Below are 12,732 nucleotides of genomic sequence, written 5' to 3'. Positions count from 1 at the left end.
CTTCACCTCCCCCGCAAGCGTGAGAGAGGGCAGAATCCCGATGTTGCGACAACTTACACCGCGCGCGTCTTCAGCACGGTGGCGGCCGAGGCGTAGCCGCCGCGGGCGCCGTCGATGAAGTGGACGTGGTCGGCGCGCATCACCGACGGCGTGAAGCAGGTCATCATCGCGGCATCCTGCTCGTGCAGGCCATAGCGCACGATGCCCTGCCCGGCTGCGGCGACCAGGCGCTGCTCGAGCTCGGCGGCAAGCTCCGGCGTGCAATCCAGGATCATGCGCAGGCCGTCGTCGAACTTGCGGAAATCTGAGTTCTCGACCACCTGCTGAAGATAGAGCTTTGGCGCGAACGTGCCGACCTTGAGGCCGAGCCGAAACACGACAAAGGCCCAGAGCGCAAAACCGAGCACCGCGGCGCGCCGCATCGCCAGCGGTCCGCCGAACCGCTTGGCGCGCGCTTCGTATTCGATGCCCTGCGGCGGAAAGCGCAGCGGCGGGCCGCCCGGCGGCACCGGCCGTCCCGCGTCGGGGCTTTTCTCGATCCGCACGACGAGGTCTTCGATCACCTTGCGGAAGGCGGCGGGATCGGCGTCCTTCGCTGGCAGCACCAGCACCGAGAGGATGACGCCACGCGCCGACGGCATCACCTCGAAGCGGCAGGACAGGCCGGACAGATCGGGCTGTGTGCCCTCAGGCGCCGGATCGAGCGCGAACTCGCCGCGCTTCATCGCGGCATCGGCAAACGCAAGACCGCCGCCGGAGAACATCGCATAGGACAGATTGGCCGACGGACCGAAGCGCGCGACGCGCACGTCGGCCCCCGCGGCGCGGATCGCCGCGATCGGCACCAACGCCACCCGCAGCACCAGATCGAGATCATCGCGCACCCAGCGTGCCGTCGCGGCGAGTGCCTCGCGCGCCCTGTCGAGATCGGCGGGCGCGACCGCGAAGCTCGCGCCGTCGCCGCCGAACACGAACGGGAATTCGCGGCCATCCAGCGCATTGGTGACGGCGGCGACCACCGCGGCACCGGCCATGTTGACCGCCTTGTAGCGCTGCGCCGCGATCGCCTTGGTCGACTCGACGATATCGGCGACGCCGACCGTCCAGTCGTCGGGCAACGGCGCATACAGCGCCGGATCCATCAGGCGCGCGAAGCCGCGAAACACCGGAATGCCGCCGTAGAAGATCTCGCTGCCGCCAGCCATCGTAACGCCGTGCTGTTTCCGCCTGTCACGACACTCTCTAGCAGATACGCGGCTGGTTGGGACCGGGTTTTAGAAGCGTCGCCCGGATGGAGCGAAGTTCCGTCATCCTGAGGTGCGAGCGCGGCGAGCCTCGAAGGATACACAAGCGCCGGTGTGCGGCGCCGTCAGCTTGCGTCGCTTGCGAAACCGTAGCCCGGATGAAGCGCAGCGAAATCCGGCGGACCTCGCGACTACGGCAGCGTGCTGGTCCCGTCATGCTGAGGAGGCCGCGCAGCGGCCGTCTCGAAGCATGACGGGATAAGAGGGCTACGAGTGCCCCTACTTCCCCAAGCCCCGCAGCACGAGCTGGTTCAGGCGGCTGGCGAATGCGGCAGGGTCGTCGGGCATCTCGCCGTCGAGAATCTGCGCCTGCTCGAACAGCAGGAGCGACAGATCCTTCGCCTGCGCGGTGTCAGTCGCGAGCGCGGCAACCAGCGGATGGCGCAAATTGATCTCGAGGATCGGCTTGGTGATCTCGCCGCGGTTCTGCTGGGCGAGCAGCCGCTCCAGCGCGCGATCGCGCGCATCGCCGCCGGCGACGAGGCACGATGCGCTCGCGGTCAGCCGCTGCGAGGCGCGGACATCGGAGACGCGCCCGCCGAGCGCATCCTTGATCACGGCGATCGTGGTCGCGGCATCGGCAGCGGGCTCGTCCTTCTTATCCTCGGACTTGTCGTCGACCAGCGGGATCAGGCCGAAATCGACGTCGCCCTGGCTCAGCGACTTCAGCGGCTTGCCGCCGAACTCGAGCGGCGCCGAGGTCCAGAACGCATCGACCGGATCGGTCAGCAGCAGCACCTCGATGCCACGCGCGCGCGCGGATTCCAGCTTCGGGTTCGACTTCAGCCGCTCGACGCTGTCGCCGACCAGATAATAGATCTCGGTCTGGTTCGGCTTGAAGTCGTCGACAATCTGCTTCAGCGAGCGCTTCTCGCCCGACGTCGTGGTGAAGCGCGCCAGCGCCAACAGCTTCTCGCGGCGCTCGAAATCCTCCCACAGACCTTCCTTGATGACCGGACCGAACGCGTCCCAAATCTTTGTGAAGGTCTCCGGCTCCTTCTCGCCGAGCGTTTCCAGCTCGCCGATCACGCGGCTGGTGACGGCCTTGCGGATCTGGGCGAGCTGCGGATTGTTCTGCAGCATCTCGCGCGAGATGTTGAGCGGCAGATCCTCGCTGTCGATCACGCCGCGGATGAAGCGGAGGTAAGCCGGCAAGAGCTCGGCGTCGTCGGCGATGAAGACGCGGCGGACATAGAGCTTGACCTTGCCCTTGCGCTCGACCTGGAACAGGTCGAACGGCTTTTGCGACGGCGCGAACAGCAGCACGGCATAGGACTGGCGGCCCTCGGCGCGGTAATGCAGCGTCATCGCCGGCTCGTCAAACGCGCCCGCGATCTGCTTGTAGGCCTGCGCGTAGTCTTCAGGCGAAAGCTCGGATTTCGAGCGCTGCCACAGCGCGCTCGCCGAGTTGATCTGGCGCGGCTCGCCCTCCTCCGGCACCAAGAGGATCGGGAACTGGATGTTGTCGGAATATTCGCGGACGATGCGCTCGATCTCGTAAGCCTCGAGATATTTCGCGGCGTCCTTCTTCAGATGCAGCACGATCTCGGTGCCGCGCGCGACGCGGCTAGCGGCCTCCTCGCTTGCCGGCGCGATCTCGAAGCCGCTGCCGCCTTCCGACGACCACACCCACACCTCGTCAGAGCCGGCGCGGCGGCTGGTGACGACGATCTTGTCGGCGACCATGAAGGCGGCATAGAAGCCGACGCCGAACTGGCCGATCAGATTGGCGCCGTCCTTGGCCTCGGTCAGCTTCGACAGGAACGATCTGGTGCCCGAGCGCGCGATGGTGCCGAGATTGTCGATCAGCTCCTGACGCTCCATGCCGATACCGGTATCGACCACGGACAGCGTATCAGCCGCCTTGTTCGGGACGATCCTGATCTCCGGCGGCGTGCCGTCGGTGATCAGGCCGGGATTGGCGATCGCCTCATAGCGCAACTTGTCGCAGGCGTCGGATGCGTTCGAGATCAGTTCACGCAGGAAGATATCGGTCTCGGAATAGACCGAATGCACCATCAGGTGCAGCAATTCGGCAACCTCGGCCTGGAACGGCTGGGATTCGGCGGCGGCGATTGTGGTCATGCGGAAAACTCGGACAAACGGTAAGTGGAGGGAAAGCCCTGATATAGCGCGATCGCGCCGCCTGGCAAGACGAGCGGGGGGAAACCGTCAGTCCGAGATCGCGGAGATATAGCGCTCGACCGAACGGTCGAACGCCGCCCTGGCGTCGGTTGCGATGTTCTTGCCCCACCAGGCGCCGTAGATCCGATCATACGCCAACGGCGCGACCGTGCGCGCGATGCGGCGGACTGATGAAGCGTTGAGCGGGATGTAGTTCGGGTAGGAATACATGAAGCTGACCGAGCGGCGGTCCATCGCGACCATCGCGATGTCGCCGGTCAGGAGCGCGCCACGCCCGTCCGCCCCCTTGCGCCAATGCAGCATGGTGGCGCCGGCGAAATGGCCTCCGGCACGCACCAGGAGAATGTCGTCGGAGATGCGATGGCTGTCGCCTTGCCACGGCACGATCGACCGATAGGGCCGCGTCACCCATTGCGCATCGTCGTCGTGCAGATAGACCGGCGCGTCCTCGAACGCCGCGCTCCAGTCGGCGACCGCGCCATAATAATGCGGATGCGAGATCGCGATCGCCTTCAGCCCGCCGAGCGACCCGACATGCGCGACCGCCTCGGCGGTCGCGAGCGGCACGCAGTCCCACATCACGCAGCCGCCGCGATCCGGCACCAAGAGCGCGCGCTGCCCGATCGCAAAGGACGGCTCGAGCGCCAATCCAACGAGGCCAAGATCGTCGCGCCAGACCAGCCGATGCCGCTGCGCGAGCTCCTCGCGCGTCAGCCACGCCTGCCCTTTCCAGTTCACATATTGCCGCTCGTCCTCGCAGATCGGGCAGGACGGTGGCGGCGTCGCGGCTTCAGGAAATTGCGCGCCACATTGTTCGCAAGTCCAGAGGGGCATTGAGACCACACTCGTTGGGGTGAAGCTGGTCCCCTGATCTACGTCAGCAGCGCAACGCGTTCAATGCCGGCGCCCCAGTTCCATCTGCATCTCCGCTGGCGCCGCGCCGAACTTCCGGCGGAACGCGCGATGGAAATAGGACAGGTCGTTGAAGCCGACCGTATAGGCGATGTCGCTGACCTTGCGGCCGGCGCCCTGCGCGTGCAGCAGCAGCCGGCGCGCCTGCAGCAGGCGCTGCTCCAGGACATATTCCGAGAACGTGGTCCCTTCGGCCGCAAACAGGCGTTGCGCCTGGCGTATGCTCAGCGCATTAGCCCTTGCTATGGCCTCGATCGTGAGCTTGCCATTGTCGAGATTCTTCAGAACGTCGGCCTTCATCAGATCGAGCCGCGCCTTCGCCACGCTGTCCCGTACGGCGAGCTCCTTGTGCTCGGCACTGCTGCCGAGCACGAGGCCGACCAGATCGGCCAGATGATGCGCCGCCGCCTGCTGGCCCGGCACATCCAGATCACCGGCCAGTTCGGTGCAGAGCGCGGAATAGCGCTCGATCATCGCGCTCAAGGCTGGCTCGCGACCGAGCGTCCGCGCCAGCTGGGTCTCGGCCATGGGGGCGACCTGGAGCAAAAGGCGGCGCGGAAACCGCGTCGTCGTGAAGCTGCCGGACTGGGTGAGATCGGCGGTGCCGACGATATTCATCTCGGTGAGGCACATCTGGCCGCGCTTGAGCTCGATCGTCTTGCTGCCTTGTGTGACCTGCACCGAGCCGCGCGTCGCGAAGATCAGCACAAGGTCGTCGCAGCCGTCGCTCAGAAGCGCGCGGGTGCGGGCAAAACGGGCCGAGCCGCCGCGCGGCGTCGCGATCGCGACCGTATGCAGCAACGTGAACTCGTTATGGCAATCGATGCGGTTATCGTCGGTCGGTCCGACGTCGAGCCGGCAGAAGCCGCGGCAGATGCCCTCGCGCCAAGCCTCATAGGCCGGCCCTTTCGCCAGCCCGTGATGGAAGATCGAGAACCGGTTGGGCACCTGTGTCTCGGACATGTCCGTGCTCCGAAAGCGCGATCGATCGAAACGAAGCGACGAACGATCGCGTTCTTCCCGGCGTGCGCATGTCGTTCCTGTCCCTACGCTTGGCGCGACGGTCCACGACTCCGGCGGGGAGCCTGATACCACTCCGACGATTGACGGTAAAGCTATTCACGAGATGCAACCCTATGATGCAAGGTGCGAAAGCCGGGAATAAAACGGCGCAGCAGTTTCGTGACGCCGCCCTGCCATGGCTCGACGATGCCTATGCGTTCGCCCGGGTGCTGATGCGAACCGAGGCGGACGCCGAACAGGCCGTGCAGGACTGCTATCTGCGCGCACTGCGCCAGTTCGACGGCTTTCGCGGCACCGCCGTCAGGCCGTGGTTGCTCGCGATCCTCAAAACCGTCTGCCAGGAGCAGCAGTCCCGCCGCTCCAGTGCGCCGCTCGCTCCGGCATCTGAGGCCGAGCCGCGGCGCGACTCCCCGACCATCCGGCAACTCGTCGACGAGCTGCCCGCACCACTCGGCGAGGTCATCGCACTGCGCGAATATCTCGATCTCACCTACAAGGAAATCGCCGAGGTCACCGGCGTTCCCGTCACCGCCGTGATGTCGCGCATCGCGGAAGCCCGCGGCCTGCTGCGCGCGGCGCGGCGAGCAGCGCAAGCGTCCGCGGAACCACCGGCGGCGAGGCCTGCGGGCGGCGCGTCAAAATTGACGGTTTACCGCGCGAACGCCTGTTGAACCGCCGAGGACTCGGTCACGCCGTTGGCGATCAGGAGTTGAAGCAGCACGCGCGCCTTCTGCGGGTTGAGATCGAGCGAGACCGCAAAGCCGAGCTTGTCGTCCTCGACCTCGACGTTGCGGTTGACATAGCCAGAGCCGACCCGGGTCGAGCGCACCACCACGACGCCCTGCTTCGCCGCGGCCGCCAGCGCATCGATCGCGACCTTTGATGAATTGCCGTCACCGACGCCGGCCAGCACGATGCCCTTAGCGCCGCGCTTGACCGCATCCTCGACCTCCGCGGCATCCATGTTGGCGTGCGAATAGATGATGTCGACCCGCGGCAACGGCGGCGCATCCGGCAGCTTCAACTTGGCCGCTTTGACCGGTGCGGCCGGTTGCAGGAAGCGGAGCGAGCCGGTGTCGACATAACCGACCGGACCGGCATCGGGCGAACGGAACGTCTCGACGCTGGTGGTATTGGTCTTCTGCACCCAGCGCGCGGCATGGATGGTGTCGTTGAGCACCACGAGCACGCCGCGGCCGCGGGATTCCGGCGCCGATGCGACCCGCATCGCCTCGTAGAGATTGGCCGGACCATCGGCCCCGATCGCAGTGGAAGGTCGCATCGATCCGACCAGCACGACCGGCATGTCGGTATCCAGCACGTTTTGCAGGAAGAACGCCGTCTCCTCCATCGTGTCGGTGCCATGCGTGATGACGACGCCGTCGATTTCCTTGTTGTCAACAGCCGCGCGGATGCGCTTGACGAGGTCGAACCAGACCTTGTCATTCATGTCCTGCGAGCCGATCGACGAGATCTGCTCGGCCGAGATCTGGGCGAGCTTGTCGATGCCCGGAATGGCGGCGATCAGGTTCGCTGCGCTGACCTTGCCCGAATCATAGGCATTGCCGGCGCGTGCATTGGCCTGGCCCGCGATGGTGCCGCCGGTGCCGAGCACGAGCACCCGCGCCAGCGCGCCGCCGGCGGGCGACTGCTGGGCAATGGCCGGCGACGCAAGCCCGATCACAAGGGCTGCGGCAAGGCCGATGATAATGCGTACGGAACGAGCCGATCGAAGCGAGTGCGGCGTCATTTCTTCCCCCAGCGACAGATTGCCTGTTCACAACTCGTGGTTTTATCGCGCAAGAAATGGACAAACTTGCGGCGGAAACCATCGGGGACAGGATTCCGACCTTCCCGGCCGCTCTTACCCAGTATCCCGCGATACACTGCCTTGTTTTCCGACGCTCCCGCAAAATCTTGACACCGCCGACATGACGGCGCACATTTTTCGAATATTATTCGAATTCTGGTGAGGGCATGCAATTCGAGCTTCCCGACGATCTCCGCGTTCTGCAAGGCCAGGTGCGCGAGTTCGTGCGCAGCGAGCTCAAGCCTCACGATGCCGCGATCGAGGCAACCGGTAAGGTGCCGGAGAGCGCGATGGCCGGCCTGCGCCGGATGGGATTGTTCGGCACCAACACGCCGAAGCAGTTCGGCGGGCTCGGCCTCTCGATGCTCGGCAGCTGCCTCGCGATCGAGGAGCTCGCGAAGGCGCACACCGCCTTCTACTATCTGAGCGGGGTGAACGTTCATATCGGCTCGAAGGCGATCGAGTTCTTCGCGCAGCCTCCGGTTCGCGACAGATGGTTGCCCGAGCTCGCCAGCGGCCGCATGATCGGCGCCTTCGCGCTGACCGAGCCGAGCGCCGGATCGGATGCCGCCCGCATCCAGACCACGGCGCGGCGCGACGGCGATCATTACGTGCTCGACGGCCGCAAGACCTACATCACCAATGCGCCGGTCGCCGGCGTCTTCACGGTGTTCGCCACGCTCAACCCGTCCGCGGGCGCGAAGGGCATCGCGGCGTTTGTCGTGGACGCGAAGACGCCGGGCCTCTCCATCGGCCGCCTGGTCGAGATGGCCGCCGGCCGCGGCTCGGCGCATGCCGAGGTGATCTTCGAGGACTGCCGCGTTCCGCGCGAGAACCTGCTCGGCCAGGAGGGCGACGGATTTGCCATCGCGATGCGGTGTCTGGATGCCGGGCGCGCGCATTGGGGCGCCTATTGTGTCGGCGCAGCGAGCCAGCTGCTGGACTACGCGCTCGAACATGTCTCGGAGCGCGAGACATTCGGCCGCAAGCTGCGCGACCACCAGGGCATCGAGTGGCAGATCGCCGACATGGCGAGCGCGCTGCATGCCGCACGCCTGGTCGCCTATGAGGCGGCCTGGCGTTACGACCAAAGCGACGCCGCCGCCCGCACCGCCGCCGCGGCACTATCCAAATATACCGGCGCCGACATGGTCCAGCGGGTGGCCGACATGACCATGCAGCTGTTCGGTGGTGCCGGCTATTCCAGGGACCTGCCGATCGAGCGCATCTGGCGGGAAACGCGGGTGGTCCGCATTCTGGATGGCACATCGGAGATCATGCGGCAGATCATCGCCCGCAACGCGTTCCGCAACCATGAACGGCGGAACGCGTCAATCTGACAGCGGCCTCTTCCACTTTATGTTGCAATAGTTCTTGGTGATCCACTTCCGCTGTCTTACTGTTTTTGCGGGATGGGAGAAGGAAGTGGCTTCGGGGACGACGCTCAAGCTCAAGCAACAGCGCAGCCGCGATCGGCGCGAACAGATCCTCTCGGCAGCGACCAAGCTGTTCGGCCAGCGCGGCATCGACGGCACCTCGCTCACCGAGGTCGCTGCGGTGGCGAAAGTACCGCTCTCCAGCATCTACGATTATTTCGAGGACAAGCGTGCGCTGGTGCTGGATGTGCCCGAAGGCAATTTCGAGGCGCTGTATCAGAAGACCGAGCCGCTGCTGGTGAAGGGCGGCGACCCCGTCGAGCAGCTTCGCATCATCTTCCTGACCAACTTCCAGTACATCAAGGACAACCCGAGCTGGGGCCGCGTGTTCTTCCTGGAGATATGGCCGAGCGTCCTTGCCGCCGAACCGCGGGTCAAGAAGGCGGTCGACAAATATGCGCTGCGCTACGTGCAGCTGATCAAGCAGGCGATCCGCGCCGGCACCTATCGCCGCAACCTCGATCCCTACGCCGCGATGTCGCTGATGATGGGCGGCATGTGCCACCTGACCGCGGTCTGGCTGCTCTATGGCCGCAAATACGATCTGGTGAAGAAGGGCAAGACGCTGTTCACCACGCTGCACAACGGGTTCGTTCAGCGTTAGCTGCGCCGGTGCGCGGCCCTGGCTTCGGCGGCGCGAATGATTTGATCCAAATTCGGCGCTGTTTGACCTGTCGTCGAAATGATCCGCCCCCAGAAAACCAATACACAACTGTCGAAATCCTATTCTAGTATGATGCCATGGGCGACCCGCGGTTGGACTCGCGGGCACTGGGGATGGGAGCGAACCGATGGACGTCAAGGCTGTTCTGCCGCCGCGTGGCCGCGACTATCGCCTCGATCTGCTGCGCGGCTTCGCCAACTGGGCGATCTATCTCGATCACATCCCGAACAACGCGGTGAACTGGATCACGCAGAAGAATTTCGGCTTCAGCGACGCGGCCGATCTGTTCGTGTTCATCTCCGGCTACACCGCGTCCTTTGTCTATGCGCGGATGATGCTGGAGCGCGGGACCGTGATCGGCGCCACCCGGCTGATCAAGCGGGCCTGGCAGATCTATGTCGCGCATGTCCTGCTGTTCGTGATCTACATCGCCGAGATCGGCTATCTCGCGCAGCGCTATCACGACCCCAATCTGGAGAACGAGTTCAACGTCGCGGGCTTCATGCAGAACCCGGCGGAGACGCTCTATCAGGGCCTGATCCTGGCGTTCAAACCGGTCAACATGGACGTGCTGCCGCTCTACATAGCGCTGATGCTGGTCTATCCGCTGGTGCTGTGGGCGATGCTGCGGAAGCTCAATCTGACGCTGGCAGCCTCGTTCCTGCTCTATCTCGCCGCACGGCATTTCGGCTGGAATCTGCCGGCCTATCCGGGCGGCTCATGGTACTTCAACCCGTTCTGCTGGCAGTTCCTGTTCGTGTTCGGCGGCTGGTTCGCGCTCGGCGGCGCCAGCGAATCGATCACATTCATCCGCTCGCGCGCCTTCCTGTGGCTCGGCGGCGCCTATCTGTTGTTCGCGCTGGTCATGACGCTGGCGGGCCGTTTCCCGGAGCTGGGCCAGGCGATGCCGGCCTGGCTCTATGACGCCTTCAACCCGAACGACAAGACCAACCTCGCGCCCTATCGCGTGCTGCACTTCGTGGTGCTGGCCTTCTTCGTCACGCGCTTCCTGCCGCGCGAATGGTCCGGATATGAATGGCCGCTGTTCCAGCCGATCATCAAATGCGGCCAGCAGTCGCTCGAGGTGTTCTGCTCGGGCGTGTTCCTTGCCGTGGTCGCGCATGTGGTGCTGGTCGAGGTCTCCGGCAGCCTCTGGATGCAGATCCTGATCAGCGCGATCGGCATCGTGCTGATGACCGTGCTCGCCTATTACCGCTCCTGGTCGAAGAAGGTCGACAAGGCGCCGAAGCCGGCCGTGGCTGCGCAGGCGCCGGCGGCCGCGAAGCCGGCGGAATAGCCGGCCGGTGTGCAAAGTGCTTTCTTCACACGAACCAGTATCCGCTTCGCTCGAAAACGCTTTGGAGTGACGGGATGTCCCGCGCCTTTACTCACGACCATCCCGACATCCTGCAGCTCGAAGCCGACGTGCTCGACGCGCGGCCCGGAGCAATCCTGCTAGAACACTCGCCGTTCTTTCCGGGCGGCGGCGGACAGCTTGCCGACCGCGGGGTTCTGAGATGGTCCGGGGGCGTGCTGCCGGTGACCGCCCTCGCGCGTGACGAACGCGGCCTCTGGCACATGGTCCCCGGCGACGGCCTGATCTCCGGCAAGGTCATGCTCGAAGTCGAGCCGGCATTTCGCGCCCTGATGTGCGAACTGCACACGCTGGCCCATGTCGTCAATGCGCTGGTCTATACGCAGTTCGGCGGCGCGCTTCTGACCGGGGCGCAACTCAATGCCGACGGCAGCTTCCGGGTCGATTTCGATCTGCCCGGCGCCGACAATGAAGGATTGCGGGCGCTCGAGGCACCGCTGAACGACATCATCCGGCAGGACCTTCCGGTAAGCGCCGCCTTCATGGCGCATACCGAAGCAGAAGCTACACCCGGATTGTTTCGCAGCAAGGCCGTCGCTCCGCCGGTCGGGGAGGATGGCTTTGTCCGGATCGTCGAGATCCTCGGTCTCGACAGGCAGGCCTGCGGCGGCACCCATCTGACGTCGACCGGGCAGGCCCGCCCTGCGCGCATCGTCAAGATCGACAACAAGGGCCGCCAGAATCGCCGGATCAAGGTTGCGGTCTGACCGGCTCTCGCACGCCGCGTGCGCTTGCTATTTCGCGAGTGGCTTGCCGGCCGTCTCCGGCGCGAGCCCGATCAACGGCAGACCGATTACGTAGATCAGCGACAACATCGAGATCGCCAGCGGAAAACTCCCGGTGCGGGCGGCGAGCGCGCCGATCAACGTCGGGCCGGCGGCGCCGAGCACGCGGCCCATGCTGAAGGCGAAGCCGGAGCCCGAGCCGCGCAACGCTGCTGGAAACATCTCCGGTAGCCAGATCGTGAATAGGCCGAACACGCCATTGGTGAAGAAGCCGAGCACCGGCAGCAGCACCATGAACAGCGTCAGGCTGTCGAGCCATTCGATCGCGACTTCATAGCAGACCACGACGGAGATCAGCCCGCCGATGAAGAACAGCACCGCGGTGCGGCGCCGACTGCCAAGCCAGCTGGTGATCCATGGCACAAGAAGGCAGCCGATCAGCGTGCCGATATTGGTGATCAGCCCGGCCACCGCGCCCATCTCCTGCGCATGCGCCGGCGTCGCCCCCGCCGCGACCAGCTTGGTCGAAATCACGGTGGGCGCCCAGAAGTTCGACGACCACAGGCCGAAGATGATGCAGGCCATCATCAGCGCCGCGGCCCAGGTGGTGCGCGCCTGATCCCCGGCGAACAAGGCGGCGACCGAAGGTTGCTCGCGCGACGCGCTGCTCTCGGGTTCGGGAATGTTGCTGCGCAGATACGCAATCAGCAGCGCCGGCAGGATGCCGAGCAGGAACATGCCGCGCCAGCCGAGCGTGCTGCCGATCACGAGCGTCACGGCGGCGGCGAGGAACAGCCCGGTCGGCGTTGCCGTATGCAGCCAGCCCGCGAGCCGCACCCGCGTGTTCTCCGGCACGGATTCCTGCAGCAGCGGCGTGCCCGCGGCCCATTCGCCGCCAATGCCGAAGCCGGCAACGAAGCGAAACAATGCGAACATCACGATACCTGTCGCAAGGCCGCATAGCGCCGTGAACAGCGAGTAGACCAGCACCGTCCAGCACATGATCCTGACGCGCCCGTAACGGTCCGCGGCCCAGCCCCAGACCATCGAGCAGGCCCAGCCCAGCATGAAGATCGAGAACAGCAGGCCGCCATAGATGCCGATATTGGCCTTGCTCGGCTCGATGCCGCTGGCGGGCAACAGCTCGCTCAGCGCGCTGACCAGGATGTAGCCGTACATCGAGGAATCGAAGCCATCGAGCATCCAGCCGAACCAGGTCGCCCAAAACACTTTTCGCGGCGACACCGCACCAGTCGCCGCGACCGGCGGCGCAACGGCATCAACGATGCTCTCAGTCATGTTTCCTCGCACGTTTCTTTTGTGCTGCGGACTATGACG

At 65.2% G+C, this 12,732-nt stretch carries 11 protein-coding genes; 5 read left to right on the top strand and 6 right to left on the bottom strand.

The genetic code is table 11. The features are described from left to right. Positions 1 to 53: 53 nt before the first annotated feature. The 4 genes from HU230_RS38775 to HU230_RS38760 all read right to left on the bottom strand — a co-directional run bounded on the left by HU230_RS38775 (position 54) and on the right by HU230_RS38760 (position 5,324). Positions 54 to 1,205 carry a DUF3095 domain-containing protein gene (locus tag HU230_RS38775; RefSeq protein ID WP_176533705.1) on the bottom strand — a complete coding sequence of 384 codons (1,152 nt, stop codon included), beginning with the start codon at positions 1,203 to 1,205 and terminating at the stop codon, positions 54 to 56. A 318-nt stretch (positions 1,206 to 1,523) separates the two neighbouring features. Continuing rightward, positions 1,524 to 3,389, bottom strand: coding sequence for a molecular chaperone HtpG (gene htpG / locus HU230_RS38770; protein ID WP_176533706.1), 1,866 nt, complete (start codon positions 3,387 to 3,389; stop codon positions 1,524 to 1,526). Positions 3,390 to 3,476: 87 nt separating this feature from the next. Next, positions 3,477 to 4,283, bottom strand: coding sequence for an MBL fold metallo-hydrolase (locus tag HU230_RS38765; RefSeq protein WP_176533707.1), 807 nt, complete (start codon positions 4,281 to 4,283; stop codon positions 3,477 to 3,479). 60 nt (positions 4,284 to 4,343) lie between these two features. Then, entirely contained in the window at positions 4,344 to 5,324 is a 981-nt protein-coding gene (locus HU230_RS38760) for an AraC family transcriptional regulator (protein ID WP_224944032.1), read from the bottom strand. Positions 5,325 to 5,500: 176 nt separating this feature from the next. On the opposite strand from HU230_RS38760, the gene HU230_RS38755 reads away from it, so the two are divergent. Beyond that, positions 5,501 to 6,055 carry a sigma-70 family RNA polymerase sigma factor gene (locus HU230_RS38755; RefSeq protein WP_338077331.1) on the top strand — a complete coding sequence of 185 codons (555 nt, stop codon included), beginning with the start codon at positions 5,501 to 5,503 and terminating at the stop codon, positions 6,053 to 6,055. Here HU230_RS38755 and HU230_RS38750 read toward each other — a convergent pair. After that, positions 6,034 to 7,134, bottom strand: a complete 1,101-nt coding sequence (locus tag HU230_RS38750; protein ID WP_176533709.1) for an asparaginase — start codon at positions 7,132 to 7,134, stop codon at positions 6,034 to 6,036. The genes HU230_RS38755 and HU230_RS38750 overlap by 22 nt on opposite strands. Before the next feature lie 227 nt (positions 7,135 to 7,361). Between HU230_RS38750 and HU230_RS38745 the strand changes: the two genes are divergently transcribed. From HU230_RS38745 to HU230_RS38730, 4 genes are all read left to right on the top strand, one after another. Further along, positions 7,362 to 8,534 carry an acyl-CoA dehydrogenase family protein gene (locus HU230_RS38745; RefSeq protein ID WP_176533710.1) on the top strand — a complete coding sequence of 391 codons (1,173 nt, stop codon included), beginning with the start codon at positions 7,362 to 7,364 and terminating at the stop codon, positions 8,532 to 8,534. A gap of 85 nt (positions 8,535 to 8,619) precedes the next feature. Continuing rightward, positions 8,620 to 9,234: a TetR/AcrR family transcriptional regulator gene (locus HU230_RS38740; protein ID WP_176533711.1), complete on the top strand. Its 615-nt coding sequence runs from the start codon at positions 8,620 to 8,622 to the stop codon at positions 9,232 to 9,234. Between the two features lie 187 nt (positions 9,235 to 9,421). Continuing rightward, positions 9,422 to 10,591: an OpgC domain-containing protein gene (locus HU230_RS38735; protein ID WP_176533712.1), complete on the top strand. Its 1,170-nt coding sequence runs from the start codon at positions 9,422 to 9,424 to the stop codon at positions 10,589 to 10,591. Between the two features lie 74 nt (positions 10,592 to 10,665). Next, on the top strand, positions 10,666 to 11,376 hold the full coding sequence (locus tag HU230_RS38730; RefSeq protein ID WP_176533713.1) for an alanyl-tRNA editing protein: 711 nt from the start codon (positions 10,666 to 10,668) through the stop codon (positions 11,374 to 11,376). Positions 11,377 to 11,403: 27 nt separating this feature from the next. Here HU230_RS38730 and HU230_RS38725 read toward each other — a convergent pair whose 3' ends face one another. Continuing rightward, complete coding sequence (locus tag HU230_RS38725) at positions 11,404 to 12,693, bottom strand: MFS transporter (protein ID WP_176533714.1); 1,290 nt, start codon at positions 12,691 to 12,693, stop codon at positions 11,404 to 11,406. Positions 12,694 to 12,732: the final 39 nt, after the last annotated feature.

The sequence above is a fragment of the Bradyrhizobium quebecense genome, from assembly GCF_013373795.3.
Classification (GTDB): Bacteria; Pseudomonadota; Alphaproteobacteria; order Rhizobiales; family Xanthobacteraceae; genus Bradyrhizobium; species Bradyrhizobium quebecense.
Note: the sequence above shows the minus strand (reverse complement) of the source record. Positions and strands in the feature narration are given on the sequence as shown.